Genomic DNA, 20,426 nt, shown 5'->3' with positions numbered 1-20,426 from the left:
GCTTCAGCCTCACTATCTACGAAAATTTTGGTGGCGTCTTGCCCGCCTTACGGTGGGCCGCGATAACGGTGTTTGCCATCAGCATGGCAATCGTCATAGGGCCTACCCCACCCGGAACCGGCGTAATGACGCCGGCGACCTCCACACATTCATCGAAGGCGACATCGCCAACTAGGCGGTACGTGCCCTCGCCTCTCTCAGAGGCGGCAATGCGGTTGATGCCGACATCAATTACGGTCGCTCCCGACTTTACCCAGCTCGCCCTGACCATTTCCGGACGGCCGACCGCGGCAACGAGAATATCTGCATTGCGGCAGATCCCGGAAAGATTCTCGGTGCGCGAATGAGCAGTCGTCACAGTCGCATTGGCGGCAAGCAGCAGCGCCGACATCGGCTTTCCGAAGAGGTTGGAGCGGCCTATCACAACGGCGCTGAGCCCAGAGAGGTCTTCGCCATGGGTGCGGCGCACGAGGATCATCGCTCCGGCCGGCGTGCAGGAGACGAGGCCTCCATCAAGATCGCCAGTCGCCAACTTGCCGGCATTTACAATGTGCAGGCCGTCAACATCCTTCTCCGGCCTGATCGACTGAATGATCGAGTCGGAGTTGAGGTGCCTCGGCAGCGGCAATTGGACGAGGATGCCGTGGATGGTCTCATCGGCGTTGAGCGCCTCGACGATTGTCGCAAGCTCTTCTTGGGTTGCTCCTTCGGGCAGAGTGTGCTGAATCGAATTGAAGCCGCATTCTCTTGCCATCCGGCTTTTCGCTCCGACATAGGCGTGGCTTGCCGGATCCTCGCCAACAATGACTACGGCAAGACCCGGCTTGACCCCGGTATCCTTTTCGAGCGCCAACGTCGCTGATTTCACGGCGTCATTTATCGAGGCGGCAACTTGCTTCCCATCGATTTTTGTCGCCATCCCTCAGCCCATCCTTTCTGACACGTAAGAGCCTGGGCTTGCCGGGAATACGATGGTCTTGTTGCCGTTGAGGAATACCCGATGGTGGATATGGGCGTGGATGGCACGAGCCAGCACCTGGCTCTCTACGTCACGGCCGATGGAGACATAGTCAGATGCCGACTGCGAGTGCGTGATGCGGGCCACGTCCTGCTCGATGATCGGCCCCTCGTCTAAATCAGCGGTGACGTAATGCGCCGTCGCCCCGATAAGCTTCACGCCGCGCTCATAGGCCTGCTTGTAAGGATTTGCCCCTTTGAAGGAAGGAAGGAAGGAATGGTGAATGTTAATGATACGGCCCGACATCTTCTGGCAGACGGCATCGGACAGCACCTGCATATAGCGGGCGAGCACGATCAGCTCCGCGCCGGTCTGCTCGACTACGTCCATGATTCGGGCCTCGGCCTGCGGCTTGTTGGCTTTGGTCACCGGAATATGGTGGAAGGGGATGTCGTGGTTGACGACCACCTTCTGGTAGTCGAAGTGATTGGAGACGACGGCGACGATGTCGATTGGAAGCGCGCCGATCTTCCAGCGGTATAGCAAGTCATTGAGGCAGTGACCGAAGCGCGAGACCATCAGGAGCACCTTCATTTTGGTGCCCCCATCGTGGAACTCGCTGACCATGTCGAATTTCTTCTTGATCGTCTCGAAGCCGGCGGCAATGTCGCCAATTATTGCGCCCTCCTCGCTCGTGAAGGTAAGCCGCATGAAGAACATGCCTGTGTCCAGATCGTCGAACTGCGAGGAGTCGACGATATTGCAGCCTTTGTCTGCCAGAAAACCGGTGATCGCGGCTACGATGCCGCGCGTTGACACGCATGATACGTTCAGAATGTACGTTTTCATATTCAGATCCATTTGGCCCTATGTTGACTAGAGTGCCTTTTCGAGTTCCGGCAGGATGACGAAGAGATCGCCGACGAGGCCGTAGTCGGCGACCTGAAAGATCGGGGCTTCCTCGTCCTTGTTGATAGCGACGATGACTTTCGAGTCCTTCATGCCGGCGAGATGCTGGATCGCGCCGGAAATACCGACCGCGATGTAGAGCTGCGGGGCGACGACCTTGCCGGTCTGGCCGACCTGCCAGTCGTTCGGAGCGTAGCCGGCATCGACGGCAGCGCGCGATGCACCGACGGCGGCATCGAGCTTGTCGGCCACCGGCAGGATGACCTCCTGGAATTGCTCCGACGAGCCAAGTGCACGACCACCTGAAATGATGATCTTGGCCGATGTCAGTTCCGGACGATCCGATGAGGACAGTGCGTCCTTGACGAAGGTGGACAGGCCGGGATTGGCGGCAGCCGATACGTTCTCGACAGAAGCCGAGCCGCCTTCAGCCGCGGAGGCAAAGGAAGCCGTACGCACGGTGATCACCTTCTTGGCCTCGGACGACTGCACCGTCTGGATGGCGTTGCCGGCATAGATCGGGCGCTTGAAGGTTTCGGCCGAAACAACCTCGGTGATTTCAGATATCTGGACGATGTCGAGCAAAGCTGCGACGCGCGGCAGCACGTTCTTACCGACGGATGTCGCCGCCGAAAGGATCGTGTCGTAGGAGCCGGCCAGCGAGACGATCAGCGCTGCGAGCGGTTCTGCGAGGTTGTTGGCAAGGTCGTCGCTTTCGGCGAGCAGGACCTTGGAAACGCCGGACAGTTTTGCGGCGGCATCGGCAGCACCCTGGGCGCCCTTGCCGGCGACCAGCACATGCACGTCGCCGCCAATCTTGGACGCTGCCGTCAGCGTCTTGGCGGTTTGGTCGGACAGGGTTGCGTTGTCGTGATCAGCCAGAAGAAGAATGGCCATGATGTTTGTTCCTCTTAAAGTGTTGGTTCCTGAAATCCGTCAGGCCCTGCCGAAAACGGTGGGGTGCGAGAACCGGCGCGCCGCGTACTTAAAGGTACGTGAGCACCGGAAGCGCAGCCGCCCGCCGTTTGCAGGCGAGCCTCACGGATTTCACAGCACGCCGGCTTCGTTTTTCAGCTTGTCGACCAATTCAGCGACCGACCTGACCTTGATGCCAGCCTTGCGCCCCGAGGGCTCTTCGGTCTTCAGAACTTTCAGGCGCGGGCTCGTATCGACACCGAAATCAACCGGCGTCTTCTTATCGAGCGGCTTCTTCTTGGCCTTCATGATGTTGGGCAGCGAAGCATAGCGCGGTTCGTTGAGGCGCAGGTCTGTTGTGACAACCGCCGGAAGCTTGATCTCGATGGTCTGCAGACCGCCATCGACTTCGCGGGTAACCTGCGCTTTGCCGTCACCGATTTCGACCTTGGAGGCAAACGTGCCCTGCGCCCAGCCGAGCAGAGCCGACAGCATCTGGCCGGTCTGGTTGGAGTCATCATCGATCGCCTGCTTGCCGACGATGATCAGCCCCGGCTGTTCTGCTTCAGCCACACCCTTGATGATCTTGGCGATGGCGAGCGGCTCGACCTGATCGTCGGTCTCGACCAGGATTGCCCGATCGGCACCCATTGCGAGCGCGGTGCGCAAGGTCTCTTCAGCCTTGGCAGGCCCCACGGACACGACGACGACTTCGGTCGCCTTGCCGGATTCCCGGAGGCGGAGCGCTTCCTCGACGGAGATTTCGTCGAAGGGGTTCATCGACATCTTCACATTGGCGAGTTCGACGCCGGAACCATCCGGCTTGACGCGAATCTTCACGTTGTAGTCGACGACACGCTTTACGGTGACCAGAATTTTCATGAACGATCCTCCTGCTTAAGCACGCGAACGGACGGACTTTGGGTCGTAGACGGCGGCCCTGCGAACCGTAACGCCTGTCCCATCTTCCAGTGTGAGAACTTGTCCGTCGCCTGCGCAGCCGATCTGGACGTAAGCCAAGGCAAGTCCGCACCCGACAGTGTGTCCATGGGCAGCCGAGGTGACTTTTCCGATGGGGTCGCCGCCGAACTTCACCACCGTACCGATGGCGGGAAGAACAGTACCAAAAGGCAATTCGAGAAGAACGAGCGCGCGTTCTACTCCGTCCTGCTTCTGTCGTTCGACAACCGCCTTGCCGGGATAGGACGCATTCTTCGGTTTCACCGTCCAACCCAATCCCGCTTCAACGGGTGTCGTGTCCTCACCGATATCCCGACCCCAGATCGGGTAACGTTTCTCGATGCGAAGCGAGCCCATCGACCCGGCCCCGCATGGTACGAGCCCCAGCAGCTTGCCAGCTTCAAGTACGGTGTCATAGAAGCTCTCGATGTGCTCAGTCGGCACCCAGAGTTCGTAACCAAGTTCGCCGGTGAAACCCGTTCGGGTCACGACGACGCCGTCCACGCCGGCTACCGTCGTCTTGACCATCCCGAAACCTGGAAGCGCCTCCCCGGAAAGATCCTGACTAGTGACGCGCTCAAGGCAGGCACGCGACTGCGGCCCCTGCAGGGAGAGCGAAACATAACGATATCCGAGCGAAACAACGTGCACGCCGTATGGCTTTCCGCGCTCCTTGAGGTAAGCTTCGACCTTTTCGACACGATGGGGCGCAGGAACGACCCAAAACAGGTCCTGCGCGGGTCGATACGTGATGACGTCGTCGATGAAACCGCCATTTTCGTTCAGGATGCCGCCATAGATGCCCCTTCCCGGAGCGACCTTTGACATATCCGCCACGAACGTCTCGTTCAGAAATGTCTCGGCTTTTGCGCCTGCGACTTCGACAAGAAACTGCCCGAAAATCTCGAACAGGCCTGCCGCGTTTCGCACGGCCTCATGTTCTGATTTCGCATCCGTAAAGACGTTGGCGGTGAGAAAATGGGCCTTCTCGGCCATCTCTGCATTGCGCGCCTTGAAGGCGTGATAAAGCGGTGTCCGTTTTGCGGTCATGATTGTCGATCCCTTCGATCTCAGAGAAAAAGTGTTGGGCGCTCGCGCTTGAAAACGCGGTCATCGGGCTCCGTGCCAAGCAGTTCGCGCGCATGACGATGGCCGGAATAAACTGCGCCCTGAATGATGCCCGGACATTCTGCATCGCCGATGGTCCGGTAAGGCAAGCCTTGTGCGGTGAGCGCCTCGCCAAGACGCGTGTCAGGCAGCCGTGTGCCCACGGCGACCAACGTCGCACCCGCAATTGCCGGTAGCGCCTCTCCCGTGTCACCTCGGCTGACAGCAAGCCCTTTCCCGCTCCAGCCGGTTGCGACGCTGTTCGGATACATACGCACACCGGCGGCTTTCATCTCGGCCAGCATGCGGGGTTGCTCGAGCGTATGCCCCATCCAGGCCGAAAGCGATGGCATGGGAGTTACCAGGTGCACGGCGTGTCCCCTGGCAGCCAGATCCGCCGCCAGCGCATTGGCCATGTAATAGTGATCGTCGTCGTAGATGACGACTGAATGGGCTATCGCAGCCCCGTCCATGACATCGTCGGGCGTCAGAGCTGCACCCGCGAAACCAGGTATTGGAGTAAGGCGGGTTCGCCCAGCCCCATCGCCGCGCCATGGAGCACCGGTTGCGAGGAGGACATGGTCAGCCCCGAACTCAGCAATGCCACCGGCATCCAGCTCGCTACCGGGATAGAGATTGACGTTGGGCATCTGCTGAAGCTGATACAGCCGATAGTCCTTAACCCGCCCCCAGGATGCGAGCCCTTTAATGCGGGCCTCGCGAGCCGAGCGGCCACCCATCTCGTCGGCGCGTTCGGCCACCGTCACCTCGTGGCCGGCCTTGGCAAGAACGAGCGCCGCCTCAAGACCCGCAGGTCCAGAGCCCACGATCAGTACGGTCTTTGCATTGCCGGCCGCAGGGATTTTCTCAGGGTGCCAACCGCGACGCCATTCCTCGGAAATCGTCGGATTTTGCGTGCATCGCAGTTCCACCCCGATCGTCTCGACGGCGACGCAAATGTTGCAGCCAATGCACTCTCGGATGTCTTCGATCCGGCCCTCACGGACTTTTGCAGGCAGGAATGGATCCGCAATAGACGGACGGGCTGCACCGATGAGATCGAGGACACCACGCCTGATCTGGCTGACCATCGCATCCGGAGAGGTGAAGCGCCCGACGCCCAGGACCGGTTTGCCGGTTACCTGCTTCACAAAGCTGGTAAATTCCTCCTGGAAACCTTCGGCATCATAGCGAGCCGTGCCGCTGTCTCGGCTCCAGGACGAGACATTCACATCCCAAAGGTCAGGTAGGTCGGCGAGCGCCTCAATGACATCCCTGCCCTCGCCGCTATTCAGGATACGCTTCGGGCCGGAAAGCTCATGCACGGCAAAACGCACAGCAACCGCCATGTCGTCACCCGCTTCCTCCTTGGTTTCCTCCAGCACTTCGCGGAAAAGTCGCAACCGGTTTTCAAAGCTGCCGCCATACTCATCTGTCCGGAAGTTGTAAGCAGGAGACAGGAAGTGCCACAAAATCGAGGCTTCGTGCGAGGCATAGACATAGACGATATCATAGCCTGCGGCCTTTGCCCGTCGCGTTGCCGCGCGGTACATCTGTCGCAGATTACGGATATCGTCTTTGTCCATAGCCTTTGCCATGAAGGGCATGTCCGGCTTCAGGATAGGCACGACGGATGGCCCCATCGCCGGATATCCTGTCGATATCCCCCGCGAACGAATACCCGTATGCGCAAGCTCAATCGAGGCGAGCGCTCCATGGGCATGAATACGCTCGACAGATCGCGCATGCGCGGCAACGTCGCCCTCGTCCCAAAGCCGCTCATATGGCAAGCCGGCGAGATCAGAAGTGGGATCTATTTCGCTCAGCTGCATTGCAACAATGCCCCAACCACCTTCGGCACGGGTTTCGCGGATACCAATTGCTCCATTCGGCATCAGATAGCTGTGGCCGATTGCATGCGGCATCGATACGAAGCGGTTTGGCGCGGTGACCGGCCCGATCTTCAGCGGCTCGAAAAGTATTGAATAGCGCGGATCCATCACATCTTTACCGCGTCATCTTGATGGTGCCGTCAGCTATCCACCGATCGATGACCTCGAGCACCTTTTCTGAGAAGGCCAAATCGTTGATGTGGCAATCGAGCACCGAAAGCTCGATCGGATCGACCATCACCTTCCGATACTCGTCTACCATTTCGGCAAGCGCTTCCGGATCATGCGCGGGCATGCCCTCAACGTCCCAGGCATGAATGCCCTGCGTCGGAAGCACGAAATGGACCGGCCCCGAGGACTGCTGCAGTCGGTGAGCCACTTCACGAGCAAGTTCGCGGCGTTCGTCCGCAGTCAGCGAGGCAGAGGCGAGCAGGCGGTTGTGAGCATGATAGGGCCGATCCCGGAACCGTTCGGGCACGGGCTGCCATGTCGCGAAGTCGATCATGTCGCCAAAGGCGGGTGCGGCAATGATCGGTGTGCCCAAGCGGCCGGCAGCCGTCATGCGGTTGGCGCCGGCGTTGACGACAGAACCGACCATAAGATTGCCGATCTCGGCCACCGCGAGCTCCAGCACTGCCGCGAAGTAACCTTGCTCCGCAAGGCTTTCCAAAGCCATGCCCCCCATGCCCGTGCCATGAAAGACTGCGACAGAAAAGCCGCGGTCGATCAACGGCTGACGCAGATGAACCATATAGTGAAGCGCGGAAGAGCCGAAGCTCACCATACCGATGACTGGCCGGTCCGGGTCCGGCGGCTCCACTGCGAGCGCCGCGCCATAGATGGCGCCGGCCGCCTGGCTGAGCGTCGCCTTGCAGATGTCGTTGAGGCCGTAGAGACCGCCAGCCCACAGGATCATCTGGATATCCGCGGAAAGCCTATCCGGCGCAATCAACGGTGAAAACGCGATCGTCGAGACAACATATTTCGGCACGCCGATCGGCAGCGCACGGGCGCAATCCAGCGCTAGGTCGGTACCCATGGTGCCACCAAGCGCAATCATGCCGTCTATGCGACCTTCGGCATAGAGTCTGGCGCAAAGCGTGGACGCACCAGAAGCCATGATTTGCATGGCCAAATTCTCGTCACCGGCATTCGATGCGTCATTGATCGTCTTGCCAATTGCGGCCGTGACCTCGTGCTTGGAAATATCCGTTGGTTGCGACGGATCCCCAAGCACGCTGACGTCCATCGAGATCACGTTTCCACCCAGCTTCTTGATGCAATCAGCGACGTAGTTGAGCTCCTGATCCTTCGTGTCGTAAGTGCCAATCACGAGGATTGTTTTTATTGCGCTCATCTTCAATTCCCCTTTTTTTGTGTGAATCAGCCCCGCATGATCGTCCCGGCTGGATCATAAAAAGCGCCGAGTTGGACGCGGAGCGGATAAAGCTTGCCTGCCACCTGCACCTCGAAGCGACCTTCATCGATCCAATCCTTGGTGACGCCGTTCTCGCGGTTAAGAGAAGCAAGTCCAATCATCGCGTTCAGTCTCCAGCCCCAGCCGCCGGACGTGACATGACCGACGAGTGCGGCATCCTTGAAGACCGGCTCGTTGTGAATGAGATAAGGTCCTGTCTCGGCGGACGCGCCCTCCACCAACAGGGAAACGGTGCGATGCGGCGTGCCCGCACCATGCGCCTCCTTCTGGCGCATCAGCGCCTCACGGCCGACAAAGCCTTCCTTAGCGAGCTTCACAGCAAAGCCGAGGCCGGTTTCGATTGGCGTGTCTTCCTCACCGATATCGTGGCCGAAGTGCCGGAAGCCCTTTTCGAGGCGGCAAGCGCCGAGTGCAAACATGCCCGCGTGGCGTAGACTTAATGGAGCGCCGGCACGCATGATTTCGTCGTATACGTGCGCCGTGAACTCGCTCGAAATCATCAACTCATAACCGAGCTCGCCCAGGAACGAGCGGCGGATGGCCCAGACGCGCGCGAAGCCAAGGTCAATCTCGCGCGCCGCGCCGAACGGGAATGCCTCATTGGACAGGTCGTCCGCCGAAAGCTGCTGGAGGATCGCACGGGACTGCGGGCCATGTATGGTCAAAAGACCATAGGCCGAGGTCGCGTCGAAAATCTCGAAGCGCCAGGCGGGTTCTGCATGGGCGCGAATGTGGGTTTGGTCGCGGATCTGGCTTGGATGACCGGTGACGACCATGAACTGTTCCGCGGCGATGCGGGTCACGGTGACATCCGCCTCGATCCCGCCCCTCTCGTTGAGGAACTGCGTGTAGACCGAGGTGCCGACCGCAACATCGATTTCGGCGCCGGAGACACGGTTCAGAGCCTTGACGGCATCCGGTCCCTGCACGAGGATCTTTCCGTACATCGACTGGTCAATGAGCACCGCATGATCGCGTGCTGCAAAACACTCTGCCTTGACCCGTTCCGACCAGTCCTGCCAACCCAGACTTGCACGCTCAGTCCAGCTCGGGTTTTCGAGGTCGAAGTACATCGGCACTTCCCAGCCGATACGCTCGGCCATAACGGCCCCGGCCGCAAGTAGACGGTCATGCAGCGGTACCCGGCGAACGCCGCGCGCTGTCTCGATCTGCCGGCCCGGCCAATGCAAGCCCCAATGAAGACCGACGCCTTCGGTCACACGCTCGGCATTGTAGGCCATGTTCTTCTGGAAAGGATGCGCTCGTGCGGCCAGCATCGAGGCGACAGCGCGCGGTGGTTGGCCCTCGGTCATCCAGGCTGCCATGGTGAGCCCGACACCACCGGAATTGAGGATGCCGTTCGAGTTCATGCCGGCGGCGATGAAGAGCCCGTGCATCTCCGGAGCGGGACCGATGTATGGCCGTCCGTCCGGTGTGAAGCTCTCCGGTCCATTGAAGAAGGTCTGGATACCCATCGTTTCAAGAGCCGGGAAACGGGTGAAGAATTTCTCCAGCACCGGCTCCACATGATCCATGTCGAAGGGCAGCTCGTCGAACTCGAAACTCTTCGGGATGCCCTGACGCCCCCAGGCTTTGCCGCGCGCTTCGAAGCCACCGATCAGAAGCTTGCCGGCATCCTCCTTGGTGTAGAGCCGTTCCTCAAGTACGACGAGACCAGGCAATGTGCGCGGCAGGTCGGGAATGGCTTCGGTGAGGATGTAGAAATGTTCGGCCGCGTGGAGCGGAACGGTCACGCCATGCTCGGCGGCAAAACGCAGCGACCACATGCCCGCCGCCAGAAGAACCTTCTCCGTTGCAATAACGCCCTGATCTGTCTCGACGCCGACCACTTTGCCGTTCCGTGTCAGGATACGAATGGCCTTCGTGTTCTCGAAGATTTGTGCGCCTCGCGCCTTGGCGCCTTTTGCCAGCGCCTGGGTCACGTCGAGTGGATTAACCTGCCCGTTCGAGGGAACAAGGAAGCCGCAATGCACGTCGGACGTATCAACGAGGGGCCAAAGCTCGTTTATCTCCTCGACCGAGAGAATGCGACTTTCGATCTTCATGCGGGCCGCATGATCCTGGTTGCGGAGCAGTTGCTCGGCGCGGATATCCGACAACGCCAGATGCAGGGTGCCGTTCTGCTTGTAGCCAGTTGCCTGCCCTGTTTCGACTTCCAGTTCTGTGAACAGGCGCGCAGTGTATTTCGAAAGCTCGGTTTGCGCCGAGCTTTCACGCAACTGGCCGACAATGCCCGCCGCATGCCACGTGGTGCCGGACGCAAGCTGCTTGCGTTCCACGAGGGCGGCTCCTTCCATCCCTTTCTTCGCAAGGTGATAAAGGGTCGAGACACCGATGATACCGCCGCCAATAATGACGGCCGGTGCGGATGGCGGAAGAGTTTTGGTCACGGTCACAGCTGTATCCATGCAGTCTTGAGGTCGAGATACTTGTCGAGTGCGTGCGGGGACTTGTCATGGCCGTTGCCAGACTGCTTGACACCACCAAGCGGCACTGTGAGGTCCGAGCCGCCATATGTGTTGACGTGTACCAAGCCAGCGCGAAGGCTCTCCACCATTCGATGCGCCCGCGAAAGATTGGAGGTCCAAACCGCAGACGCCAGGCCGAAATCGGTGTCATTTGCCATCCGGATGGCATCCGCTTCGTCGGCAAAGGGCGTAACAGCGAGGACAGGGCCAAAGACCTCGTTCCGCGAAACTTCCATTTCCGGACGAACATTCGACAGGACGGTCGGCGCCATGAACCACCCTCCCGTCTCCTGCAGGATGCGGTTGCCGCCGGTTAGAAGTTCAGCACCTTCCATTTGAGCCCGCGCGGCAAAGCCGAGACTACGGTCCAGATGTGTCTCAGAGTTGAGGGCGCCGGCTTCGGTCGTAAGATCAAGCGGATCTCCGACCTTCATGGACGCCGCAATCGCTGCAACCTTTTCTGCGAAGTGGTCGGCGATCGACGCCTCGACCAGCAGACGCGAGCCTGCAATGCAGACCTGGCCGGAATTGCGGAAGATGCCGTAAGCGGCCACCTTCGCAGCCTTGTCCAAGTCGGGCGCGTCGGCAAAGACAATGTTCGGGCTCTTGCCACCGAGTTCGAGATAGACCCGCTTCAGGTTGGAACGGGCAGAATATTCGAGAAGTTTTCGCCCGACGCCACCGGAGCCCGTGAAGGCCATCACGTCGACGTCCATCGACAGGCCAAGTGCTTCGCCGGCGACAGCCCCCTGTCCCGTTACGACATTGAAGACACCAGGCGGAACGCCGGCTTCGAGCGCCAGTTCGGCAATCCGCAGCAATGTGAGCGAGGCGGTCTCCGCAGGCTTCAGCACGACACTGTTGCCGGCTGCGAGTGCCGGTGCAATTTTCCAGGCGCCGATCATCAGTGGGAAGTTCCAGGGCACAATGACAGCCACCACACCAACCGGGTGCCTGTGAACCAGCGCGAGCACATCGCTCTGGGTCGGCGCAATCTCGCCGTATGTCTTATCGATCAGTTCCGCATAGTACCGGAAAGTCGAAGCCGCACTCATGGGTTCGGCCTTCAACGCCATGGCGATTTCGGTGCCGTTGTCGCGCACGCCAAGGACCGAGATCTTCAGGGCTTCTTTCTCGATGAGGTCGGCCAGCTTCAGCAGCACCTTCTTCCGGTGGCTAGGCGCCGTCCGCGACCAGACTCCCGCCTCGAAGGCAGCGCGGGCCGACTGGCAGGCGAGATTGACATCTTCGCGACCCGCATCAGCAAGGGTCGTCAGCCGCGTGCCGTCAAGCGGCGAGAGAACATCAAGTTCTTGACCGGAAAAAGCGGAGCGAAACTTGCCGTCAACAAGAAGCCTTTGCGGCGGGATGTGATCCCCCCGCATCGCATTGATCTCGTTCTGCATCAGTGCGCCTCCACAGTTTTGTTCCTGAAGTGGTTCCAGCTGAACGTGACGACGGCGATCACAGCTAGCGTGAGAAACGCCGCGGCAAGAGGACGCGTGAGGAAAATAGTGGGATCTCCGCCGGAGATGCTGAGCGCCTGCTTGATCCGGCCTTCCATCATTGGTCCAAGCACGAGACCCACTACCATCGGAAAAGCCGGCACTCCATTCTTCAGCATGAATCGGCCAACAATCGCGAATGCCAGTGTGATCAAACCGTCTGTGATACGGAAGTTCTGAGTATAAGTGCCGATAAAGCCGAGGATCATGATGGCCGCGCCGATAACACGTGGCGATATCGATGACAGACGCACAATGTACTTGGTGAAGATCAGCAGGAAGATCATCACGAAGATGTTGAGCAGGAACAGTGAAATGTAGAGGCCAGAAATGAAGTCCGCATGTTCAACAAAAAGTTGCGGCCCGGGCACGATATTGTGAACCATGAAAACCGCCAGAAGCATAGCCATCAGCGGATCGGCTGGGATGCCCAACGAAAGCAGCGGCACGAGAACGGTAGAGGTGCAGGCGTTGATAGAAACTTCGGACGCCACCAGACCTTCTGGCGAGCCCTTCCCAAACTCCTCCGGCTTCTTCGAGAAGCGGCGGGCGAGCGAATAGGATAGAAATTGTGCCCCGAATTCGCCGACGCCTGGAAGCAGCCCCATAACGAGCCCGATGAGCGATGACCGGATCACAGTCGCGCGGTATTTGAAAACTTCGAATAGACCAACGAACCGTCCGGTCGACGAGAGGTTTTCTGGTACTTTTGGCGGCGACTTCGTTTCGAGCAAAATGAAGGCTTGGCTCAGCGCAAAGAGACCAATGACCATAGGCACCATTGGAATGCCGCCCAACAGCCAAGTCTGGTCGAAGGTGTAGCGTAGCGTATGGTGCGGGCTCTCGAAGCCGATGGTTCCGAGGAACATTCCGATGCCGAACGTCAAGATCGCGCCACGGATGTTCTGGTGATGCGCAAGAACGACCGAAACCGATGCGAGGATCATGACCGCCGCGAATTCCGGTGGACCGAATTTCGCAGCAATCTTAGCCATGAAGGGAGCCAGGAAAATCAATGCGAGGATCGAGATTATACCACCGACGAAGGACGATGAGTAGGCAAGCGACAGAGCCCGCATTGGATGGCCCTTCTGGGCCAGTGGGTAGCCGTCATAGGTCGTCAGGACGTTAACTGGTGTTCCGGGTACTCTGATCAGGATTGCCGGAATGGCGCCGCCATACCATGCACCACCATAGCAACCGAGCAGCAGGATGATGCCTGGAAGCGGCTCCATGGTCAGTGTGAACGGCAGGGCAATAGCCATCGCGCCGGCGGGCTCCATGCCTGGAATTGCGCCAACCAGAATGCCGGCGATGGCACCGATCAGGAGCGCAGCGATCACCTGCCAGTGTGCGACTTCCTGGAAGCCGAGGATGATCGAATCCATCATAGATATTCTCCAAGCGCGTTGCCGACCCAGTCAGGGAAAAGAAGCATGATAGGGGGGAGTGGGAACCAGATGCCGAGGCCGACGCGGAAGGCGAGAACGATCGCCACGGTCACAGCGAGCCCGATAAGGCTCCACTTCGCACCCCGAAGGCCAGACATGTAATAGAGGATCTGCATGAAGAGGATGGAGGCCAACGTGAACCCAATCAGCCCTACCCCACCGATGAAGGCCAAGAAGGCGGCTGCATAGGCGAACGAGCGTCCCATCCCGACGAAGGCTTCGTTTGCCTTCGCAGAAAATCCCGGGTTCCGGCGCAGCCTGAGATAATCGAAGAGCAGGCCGCCGCCGCCAAGAAGGGCGACTATCAGCACGATAAAGGGCCAGGACCACGGCTCCTGGATCCAGCCGAGTGGACGTTTGCCTGCGACTGTTGCAAAGGGCAGAACGATGAGCGCCAGTCCTGCGAAGAGCAACAAAAGGGTCCCCGCAACCGATGCGGCTTCGGGAGTGACGTCATCCTCGAACTGCGGCGTTTCCGCATCCGCAGCCGTTGGGATGTGATCGACATGTGCAGTCATGGCGCGATATCCTGACACGTTGTAGAGCGAGGACGGTCGGGCTTTCCCGGAGGGGCCCGACCGATGCGAAACCTTATTTCTTCATCTTCGAGAAAAGGTCCTTGACCGCTTCGAAGTCCTTGTCGATACGTGCCTGCGCCTCGGCAGAGCCCTGCCAATAGACTTCGGCGCCGCTTGTAGCGGAGATTTGCTTTGCCTGCTCGGACATCATGGCCTTTTCCGCGATTGCGGCAAGCTTGTCCTTTACGTCTTGGGGCGTGCCCTTCGGAACAAAAAGCCCAGACCACAGAGAGAAGGTTGGACCCGTGATCTGGTCCCGCAGCAGAGGCGCTTCAGGAAAGACCGAAATGGGCTTCTCAGTGTAGGCCGCGATAACCTTGATATCGTCCTTACAGGCCAGCACCAGCCCGACGGTGGAGTTCATGACGTCCGCGTCGCCGTTGGCAAGCGTCGTGCAGTCTGTCACGTCGTAGCCGGTTTCGGTTGAGAACTTGAACCCGAGTTGGCGCGCGGCCTCAAACGTCTGCTGTGCGGGAATGGTCTCGAAGCCGAAATGCGCGAGCTTGACCGGGTTTTTCTTCGCGTACTCCGCCAGTTCGGCAAGATTATTGTACGGCGCATCCTTCTTTGCGGCGAGGATGAAGGGGAAGTTCATATTGAGGCCGATGACTTCCATGTCTCCTCGCGCATAGGGCGTAATGCCCTGCACGATGTAGCTCGTCGGTATGTCGATCAGAAAGTTGCCGATCGTATATCCGTCGGCGGCTGAGCTCAGCACTGACTGGGCGCCTTCAACACCGTATCCGCCGGGCCGATTAACAACCTTTGCCGGAACGCCGGTTTGCTTAGTGAATTCTTCAGCGATTATCCGAACAAGCTGATCATCCACGTCTCCAGGAGGCCAGGGTTCGACGATGGTGATAGGCCGCTGCGGGTATTCGGCGAGAGCGGTTCCGACCATTCCGGTCGTTGCCATGAGCGCAATGAGTGCGCCCTTCAGGAAATTCTTCATTCGATGCCTCCAGTTGAGTTGCGTACTGTTCCATTATTATCTACGCTGTTTCAAACATGTTGCATCCGCGACTAGTTTATGTCAAGTATCTAAAATCGCGAGGATCAAAAAATGACCGAGAGCACAGATAGACGCCCTGGCTCAACGATGAAGACGATCGACAAAGCTATGTTTTTGTTGGGCTTTTTCTCGCCTGAAACGCCGGAATACCGATTGAGTGATCTTGCGCGGGCAGCTGACATGGACAAGGTAACGACAATGCGAATCCTCGCCTCGCTCGTTGCTAGCGGCTTTGTCGAACAGCACCCGGAAACCCGGCGGTACCGTTTGGGCACCGCAGTCTTGCGCCTCGCCCGCATCCGTGAGGCAAGTTTTCCGGTGATTGCGGTACTACAGCCGATACTCGAATCCCTAACCGAGGAGGTGGGGGAATCGACGCATGCATGCTTGTTCTCCGGCAAGGGCATGACGACAATCGCTATTGCCGAGCCGCACCGGTCCACGAGGGTATTTATCGATCCGGCACAGCCTCTTCCCATCCACGCCACAGCCTCCGGCCTGGTCTTTCTAGCCTACGCCGACGATGCGATCGTCAATGAAGCGCTGCGGCGCCTCAATGTCCCGACAACCTATACCGATAGCACCGTCAAGTCTGAGATCGAGCTTCGACAGCGTCTGGATAAGATCCGGAAGAATGGCTGCGCGATCTCCAGCAGGAGTTTTGAAGATGATGTCACTGGCATCGCCGCTCCCATTTTCAATTGGCACGGCAAGATCCAGGCGACGATCTCAGCGGCGTGCATCTCCACGCGCATCACACCAGAGCTGGAACGCGAAATTGAAAGTGCCGTGCTGCGGGCATCGGTCAGGGCAACGCGGGCGATGGGTGGAGAGTCGCCTAAAGCCTTTCTCATGAAGATCAGGGAGAATGCATAAATGACGCGAAGAGCACTGGTGCTGGATTTTGGAGGGGTGATATCGAAAACCCTCTTCGAGACGCATGACCTGAGCGAAAGGGCGCTCGACCTTGCCGCTGGTACTTTGACCTGGCGTGGCCCTTTTGACGTCGACACGGATCCGCTCTGGCGCGACATGCAGGCCGGCGTCATCACCGAGCGTGACTACTGGACGACGCGTGCGCGCGAGACCGGTAGGCTTGTGGGCAGGGATTGGGACACACTGCCGCCGTTCCTGACCGCCGTTCGCGGCAACGATCCATCGGAGGTCATCCGTCCCGAAGCGCTTGAAGCGATCGGCGCAGCAAAGCGTGCGGGCCATCGATTGGCCATTTTGTCCAATGAACTCGATCTCTTCTATGGCAAGGAGTTCCGCGCCAAGCTGCCGTTCCTCGCCGATTTCGATGTGATCGTCGATGCCACCTATACCGAGATCCTGAAGCCCGACCCACGCGCTTTCGCCTTTATTACCAACGGCCTTTCCATAGCCGCCGGCGACTGCGTTTTTGTCGATGATCAGTTGAAGAACATTCGTGGTGGTGAGGCCGTTGGGATGTCCTGCGTGCATTTCGATGTAACCCGCCCAGGCACTAGCTATGAGCGCGCCCTCTCGCTTCTTTCCGCCTGAACAAAACCGATTCCAAGGAGTACGATACGATGGCCGATAGCAACTTCCTGACCGAGCACAACGCCCGCCATGTCTGGCATCCAATGGCACATCCAGCAGAAATGCGGGCCAATCCTCCGACGATCATAACTGGTGGGGAAGGGGCGGAAATCATTGATATAGACGGCAAACGGTTGCTCGATGGCGTGGGAGGCCTTTGGAATGTCAACCTCGGCTATTCCTGCGATGCGGTCAAACATGCGATCACGACGCAACTGAACGAGTTGCCGTATTACTCAGCTTTCCGCGGCACCACCAACGGGCCTTTAATAGAACTATCCGTAGCTCTTGCCGAATTTTTCGGCCCCGATGGCATGGTACGCAGCTTCTTTACATCGGGTGGATCCGACAGCGTTGAAACAGCGCTTCGCCTTGCCCGGCAGTTCCACAAAATCAATGGCCAACCGGAGCGGACGAAATTTGTATCGTTAAAGAAAGGCTATCACGGCACACATTTTGGCGGGGCGAGTGTCAATGGAAATCAAAATTTCCGTCGCGCCTATGAGCCGCTCCTGCCGGGCACTATCCATCTGGCAGCACCGTATGCCTATCGCAACCCATTCAATACCGATGACCCGAAGCTGATCGCAGACGCCATTATCCGGCAGTTCGCCGACGAGATCGCCTTTAATGGCGCGGACACTATTGCTGCCCTCATCATGGAGCCAGTACTTGGCGCCGGAGGCGTCATCGTTCCACATGAGAGTCTGATGCCTGGGCTGCGCACGCTCTGTGACAAAAACGGGATCCTGCTGATCGCCGATGAGGTCATCACTGCCTTCGGCCGCACCGGTGCGTGGTCTGGAAGTCGGCTCTGGGACGTTCAGCCGGACATGATGTGCACGGCGAAGGCCATCACCAATGGCTACTTCCCTTTCGGCGCTGTCATGATCGGCAGTCGCATCGCGGACGCTTTCGAAGCTGACCGTACTGCAATGGGGAGCATCGGTCATGGCTATACCTACTCCGGTCACCCTGTTGGAGCGGCAGCTGCCCTCGCCTGCCTTACCGAAACGATCAAGCAGGATCTGCCCACGAATGCCGCAGCGCGCGGTGTGGAATTGCTCGATGGCCTGAATGATCTGCAGGCTCGTCACCCGATCATCGGCGATGTGCGCGGCAAGGGTCTGATGTGCGCACTCGAACTGGTCGCCAACAGAGATGACAAGACACCGGCTGGGAAAGATGTCGTGGGGAAGGTTTACAAGGGGGCCTATGACGCCGGCGTGATGATCCGCACGTCGGGCAACAACATCATCTTGTCGCCTACGCTGATCATTTCGAAGGCCGATGTCGCGCGCATTCTTGACGCTCTCGACGCAGGGCTGAAGTCCGCGCAGAACTGATCATTCTCGGTGACCGGGAGGCTGGACCTCCCGGTCACCGGGTTATCAAAGAAATTCTAAGGCATGCGCCACGGAAAGCAGGGCTTCGAAATCAAGCCTTAGGAGCACGAGCCTCGGTCTAAGAGACAAACGCACCGCGAGCCGCAGCAGGCGATCACCTCAGGGCTCAGCCTGCCAGCTCCGCCAGACCGGCGAAGAGGAGAAGGGCCTGCGGATTAGCCAGCGCTTCCTCATTTTTGACTGGCCGCCCGTGCACAACCTCACGCACCGCAAGCTCGACCACCTTGCCGGTTTTGGTCATCGGAATATCGGCAACGGCGATTATCTTTGCTGGCACGTGCCGTGGTGAGGCCCCGGTTCTGATCTTCTGCTTGATTTTTTGCGTCAGGAGCACGTCGAGCGTCACGCCGCTGCGAAGCTTGACGAAGAGGACGACGCGAACGTCGTTGTCCCAATCCTGGCCGATGCAGACGGCGCTTTCGATCTCGGTGATCCGCTCAACCTGGTTGTAAATCTCGGCCGTGCCAATCCGGACACCGCCGGGGTTCAGCGTTGCATCCGAGCGACCATGGATCACGATGCCGCCATGGCCGGTCCATTCCGCAAAATCCCCATGGCACCAGTTATCTTCGAAGCGCTCGAAATATGCAGAGCGGAAGCGCGAGCGGTCCGGGTCGTTCCAGAAGCCGATTGGCATCGCAGGGAATGCACAGGTGCAAACCAGTTCGCCCTTGCCGCTCGCCAGCGGCTGGCCGAGGTCGTCGAAAACCTCGACTGCCATGCCCAATCCCGGCCCCTGGATTTCGCCGGACCAAACCGGCTTCACCGGATTGCCAAGCACGAAGCAGGAAACGATATCGGTGCCGCCTGACATCGAGGCGAGGCTCACGTCGGGCTTTATGTCTCGGTATACATAGTCGAAACTGGCGGGCGACAAGGGCGAGCCGGTTGACAGTACAGCTGTCAGATGGTCCAGCCGATGACTTTCGCGCGGTTTTAGATCTGCCTTGGCAAGGGCATCGAGATACTTAGCCGAGGTGCCGAAGAAGGAAAACTGCTCCTCTTCGGCATAATCCCATAAGACCTTTGCATCGGGCGAAAAGGGAGAGCCATCGTAGAGGCAAAGCGTGGCCCCGCTCGCCAGACCGGAAACCAGCCAGTTCCACATCATCCAGCCACAGGTCGTATAGTAGAAGAGTCGGTCTCCGACCCCGATATTGCAATGGAATCGGTGTTCCTTCAGATGCTGGAGCAGCGTTCCCCCGGCTGAGTGGACAATGCATTTCGGCACGCCCGTCGTCCCCGATGAAAACAGGATGATCAGCGGATGGGAAAATGGCAATTGCTCGAACACGGGTTCGCGCGCGTCATGGGAGGACATGAAAGCCTCAAGTGTACGCCCATTCGACAGCGTAACGGCAAGGCTTTCCGCTCCGCCACAATACTCCACGATAACGACCGGAACGCCGAGCCGTGGCTCCAGCGCCGTCACCTTCTCGCCGACATCGATGCGTTTGCCGTTATACCAGTAGCCGTCGCAGGCTAGGAATAGTTTTGGCTCGATCTGGCCGAAACGGTCCATCACACCCTGTTCGCCAAAATCAGGAGAACAGGACGACCAGATGGCCCCAATCGACGCTGCCGCGAGCATGCAGGCTACCGTTTCTGGCACGTTTGGTAACATGGCGGCGATGCGGTCGCCCGGTCCAATGCCGAGTGAACGGTAGGCCTGCTGAACACGCGAGACGGTCTCAGTGAGCCTGTCCCAGCTCCAACGGCTTGCCACTTTATCTTCACCGCGAAAGATCAACGCATCGTCGACGCCGCGCTTTGCGAGCAGGTTTTCCGCGAAGTTCAGTCTGGCCCCTGGGAAAAACGTGTCCTCCAGTATTTTGCCTGTTTCAAGTAACGCCGTCCCACCCTTATTGCCCTGCACGCCGCAATAGTCCCAGAGCCCCGACCAAAAAGAGCCACGCTGGCGGACGGACCATTGGTGAAATGCGTCATGGGATGGCAGGGAAACGCCGAACCTTTCTGCGCACCAAAGGCGAAAGCGGGTGATCTCCGCCTCTTCAATGCGCGTTTTATTCGGCGTAAAATGCAGCGCCATGTTTCCCTCCATCACACGATCCTCTCCAAAAAACGGCCGCGGCCTTGGGGGCCGCCAGCCTATCATTTCCGCTTTGTTCGCCGGCATCACGCCGCCATGCCAGGGGTGGCAGTGCCAAACGATAGTGCGAATGACGGGCCGGATAGTAGCCAACTCACTTCGACCGAACGCACTCTGTTGGCGTGGTCGCTTC

General features: G+C 58.9%; 16 protein-coding genes. 3 read left to right on the top strand and 13 right to left on the bottom strand.

The genetic code is table 11. From position 1 onward, the window contains the following. Positions 1–16 precede the first annotated feature (16 nt). The 12 genes from folD to N2600_RS27090 all read right to left on the bottom strand — a co-directional run bounded on the left by folD (position 17) and on the right by N2600_RS27090 (position 15,154). Positions 17–919 carry a bifunctional methylenetetrahydrofolate dehydrogenase/methenyltetrahydrofolate cyclohydrolase FolD gene (folD, locus tag N2600_RS27145; protein WP_077980406.1) on the bottom strand — a complete coding sequence of 301 codons (903 nt, stop codon included), beginning with the start codon at positions 917–919 and terminating at the stop codon, positions 17–19. 3 nt (positions 920–922) lie between these two features. Beyond that, positions 923–1,807 (bottom strand): formyltetrahydrofolate deformylase, encoded by an 885-nt coding sequence (gene purU / locus N2600_RS27140; protein ID WP_077980740.1) that lies wholly within the window; start codon positions 1,805–1,807, stop codon positions 923–925. A 27-nt stretch (positions 1,808–1,834) separates the two neighbouring features. Further along, positions 1,835–2,764, bottom strand: coding sequence for an electron transfer flavoprotein subunit alpha/FixB family protein (locus N2600_RS27135; RefSeq protein ID WP_077980407.1), 930 nt, complete (start codon positions 2,762–2,764; stop codon positions 1,835–1,837). A 150-nt stretch (positions 2,765–2,914) separates the two neighbouring features. Continuing rightward, positions 2,915–3,664, bottom strand: a complete 750-nt coding sequence (locus tag N2600_RS27130; protein ID WP_077980408.1) for an electron transfer flavoprotein subunit beta/FixA family protein — start codon at positions 3,662–3,664, stop codon at positions 2,915–2,917. A gap of 15 nt (positions 3,665–3,679) precedes the next feature. Beyond that, the gene (locus N2600_RS27125; RefSeq protein ID WP_246655166.1) at positions 3,680–4,738 is read right to left on the bottom strand and encodes an aminomethyltransferase family protein; all 1,059 of its coding nucleotides are present in this window, start codon (positions 4,736–4,738) and stop codon (positions 3,680–3,682) included. Between the two features lie 74 nt (positions 4,739–4,812). Continuing rightward, positions 4,813–6,849 (bottom strand): oxidoreductase, encoded by a 2,037-nt coding sequence (locus N2600_RS27120; protein ID WP_260298938.1) that lies wholly within the window; start codon positions 6,847–6,849, stop codon positions 4,813–4,815. A 7-nt stretch (positions 6,850–6,856) separates the two neighbouring features. Then, positions 6,857–8,098, bottom strand: a complete 1,242-nt coding sequence (locus tag N2600_RS27115; protein WP_260298937.1) for a Tm-1-like ATP-binding domain-containing protein — start codon at positions 8,096–8,098, stop codon at positions 6,857–6,859. Positions 8,099–8,124: 26 nt separating this feature from the next. Further along, on the bottom strand, positions 8,125–10,596 hold the full coding sequence (locus N2600_RS27110; RefSeq protein WP_260298936.1) for an FAD-dependent oxidoreductase: 2,472 nt from the start codon (positions 10,594–10,596) through the stop codon (positions 8,125–8,127). Further along, complete coding sequence (locus N2600_RS27105) at positions 10,593–12,074, bottom strand: aldehyde dehydrogenase (protein ID WP_260298935.1); 1,482 nt, start codon at positions 12,072–12,074, stop codon at positions 10,593–10,595. The genes N2600_RS27110 and N2600_RS27105 overlap by 4 nt, the downstream gene beginning before the upstream one ends. After that, positions 12,074–13,561: a tripartite tricarboxylate transporter permease gene (locus N2600_RS27100; protein ID WP_260298934.1), complete on the bottom strand. Its 1,488-nt coding sequence runs from the start codon at positions 13,559–13,561 to the stop codon at positions 12,074–12,076. Before N2600_RS27100 ends, N2600_RS27105 begins: the two co-directional genes overlap by 1 nt. After that, positions 13,561–14,142: a tripartite tricarboxylate transporter TctB family protein gene (locus tag N2600_RS27095; RefSeq protein WP_260298933.1), complete on the bottom strand. Its 582-nt coding sequence runs from the start codon at positions 14,140–14,142 to the stop codon at positions 13,561–13,563. Before N2600_RS27095 ends, N2600_RS27100 begins: the two co-directional genes overlap by 1 nt. 73 nt (positions 14,143–14,215) lie before the next feature. Further along, positions 14,216–15,154, bottom strand: coding sequence for a tripartite tricarboxylate transporter substrate binding protein (locus N2600_RS27090; RefSeq protein ID WP_260298932.1), 939 nt, complete (start codon positions 15,152–15,154; stop codon positions 14,216–14,218). A 111-nt stretch (positions 15,155–15,265) separates the two neighbouring features. Here N2600_RS27090 and N2600_RS27085 point away from each other — a divergent pair, with 111 nt between their 5' ends. From N2600_RS27085 to N2600_RS27075, 3 genes are read left to right on the top strand one after another with little or no spacing between them, the layout of a single operon-like run. Further along, entirely contained in the window at positions 15,266–16,090 is an 825-nt protein-coding gene (locus N2600_RS27085) for an IclR family transcriptional regulator (RefSeq protein ID WP_260298931.1), read from the top strand. Then, positions 16,091–16,738, top strand: a complete 648-nt coding sequence (locus tag N2600_RS27080; RefSeq protein ID WP_260298930.1) for an HAD-IA family hydrolase — start codon at positions 16,091–16,093, stop codon at positions 16,736–16,738. Positions 16,739–16,767: 29 nt separating this feature from the next. Next, positions 16,768–18,123, top strand: coding sequence for an aspartate aminotransferase family protein (locus tag N2600_RS27075; RefSeq protein ID WP_260298929.1), 1,356 nt, complete (start codon positions 16,768–16,770; stop codon positions 18,121–18,123). Between the two features lie 166 nt (positions 18,124–18,289). Here the strand turns inward: N2600_RS27075 and N2600_RS27070 are convergent, their stop codons facing one another. After that, positions 18,290–20,233 (bottom strand): acetoacetate--CoA ligase, encoded by a 1,944-nt coding sequence (locus N2600_RS27070; RefSeq protein WP_445944945.1) that lies wholly within the window; start codon positions 20,231–20,233, stop codon positions 18,290–18,292. Positions 20,234–20,426 lie beyond the last annotated feature (193 nt).

It is taken from the genome of Rhizobium sp. WSM1274, assembly GCF_025200775.1.
Taxonomy (GTDB): Bacteria; Pseudomonadota; Alphaproteobacteria; order Rhizobiales; family Rhizobiaceae; genus Rhizobium; species Rhizobium leguminosarum_I.
The sequence above is the reverse complement of the archived record's forward strand: the minus strand, read 5'-3'. Positions and strand labels throughout refer to the sequence as shown.

What these genes read in the sequence shown, in the direction of transcription:
- N2600_RS27120 (WP_260298938.1), bottom strand. Translation starts at nt 6,849, where the DNA reads ATGGATCCGCGCTATTCAATACTTTTCGAGCCGCTGAAGATCGGGCCG.
- N2600_RS27100 (WP_260298934.1), bottom strand. Translation starts at nt 13,561, where the DNA reads ATGGATTCGATCATCCTCGGCTTCCAGGAAGTCGCACACTGGCAGGTG.
- N2600_RS27130 (WP_077980408.1), bottom strand. Translation starts at nt 3,664, where the DNA reads ATGAAAATTCTGGTCACCGTAAAGCGTGTCGTCGACTACAACGTGAAG.
- N2600_RS27135 (WP_077980407.1), bottom strand. Translation starts at nt 2,764, where the DNA reads ATGGCCATTCTTCTTCTGGCTGATCACGACAACGCAACCCTGTCCGAC.
- N2600_RS27085 (WP_260298931.1), top strand. Translation starts at nt 15,266, where the DNA reads ATGACCGAGAGCACAGATAGACGCCCTGGCTCAACGATGAAGACGATC.
- purU (WP_077980740.1), bottom strand. Translation starts at nt 1,807, where the DNA reads ATGAAAACGTACATTCTGAACGTATCATGCGTGTCAACGCGCGGCATC.
- folD (WP_077980406.1), bottom strand. Translation starts at nt 919, where the DNA reads ATGGCGACAAAAATCGATGGGAAGCAAGTTGCCGCCTCGATAAATGAC.
- N2600_RS27105 (WP_260298935.1), bottom strand. Translation starts at nt 12,074, where the DNA reads ATGCAGAACGAGATCAATGCGATGCGGGGGGATCACATCCCGCCGCAA.
- N2600_RS27125 (WP_246655166.1), bottom strand. Translation starts at nt 4,738, where the DNA reads ATGGCCGAGAAGGCCCATTTTCTCACCGCCAACGTCTTTACGGATGCG.
- N2600_RS27075 (WP_260298929.1), top strand. Translation starts at nt 16,768, where the DNA reads ATGGCCGATAGCAACTTCCTGACCGAGCACAACGCCCGCCATGTCTGG.
- N2600_RS27070 (WP_445944945.1), bottom strand. Translation starts at nt 20,233, where the DNA reads ATGGCGCTGCATTTTACGCCGAATAAAACGCGCATTGAAGAGGCGGAG.
- N2600_RS27090 (WP_260298932.1), bottom strand. Translation starts at nt 15,154, where the DNA reads ATGAAGAATTTCCTGAAGGGCGCACTCATTGCGCTCATGGCAACGACC.
- N2600_RS27080 (WP_260298930.1), top strand. Translation starts at nt 16,091, where the DNA reads ATGACGCGAAGAGCACTGGTGCTGGATTTTGGAGGGGTGATATCGAAA.
- N2600_RS27095 (WP_260298933.1), bottom strand. Translation starts at nt 14,142, where the DNA reads ATGACTGCACATGTCGATCACATCCCAACGGCTGCGGATGCGGAAACG.
- N2600_RS27115 (WP_260298937.1), bottom strand. Translation starts at nt 8,098, where the DNA reads ATGAGCGCAATAAAAACAATCCTCGTGATTGGCACTTACGACACGAAG.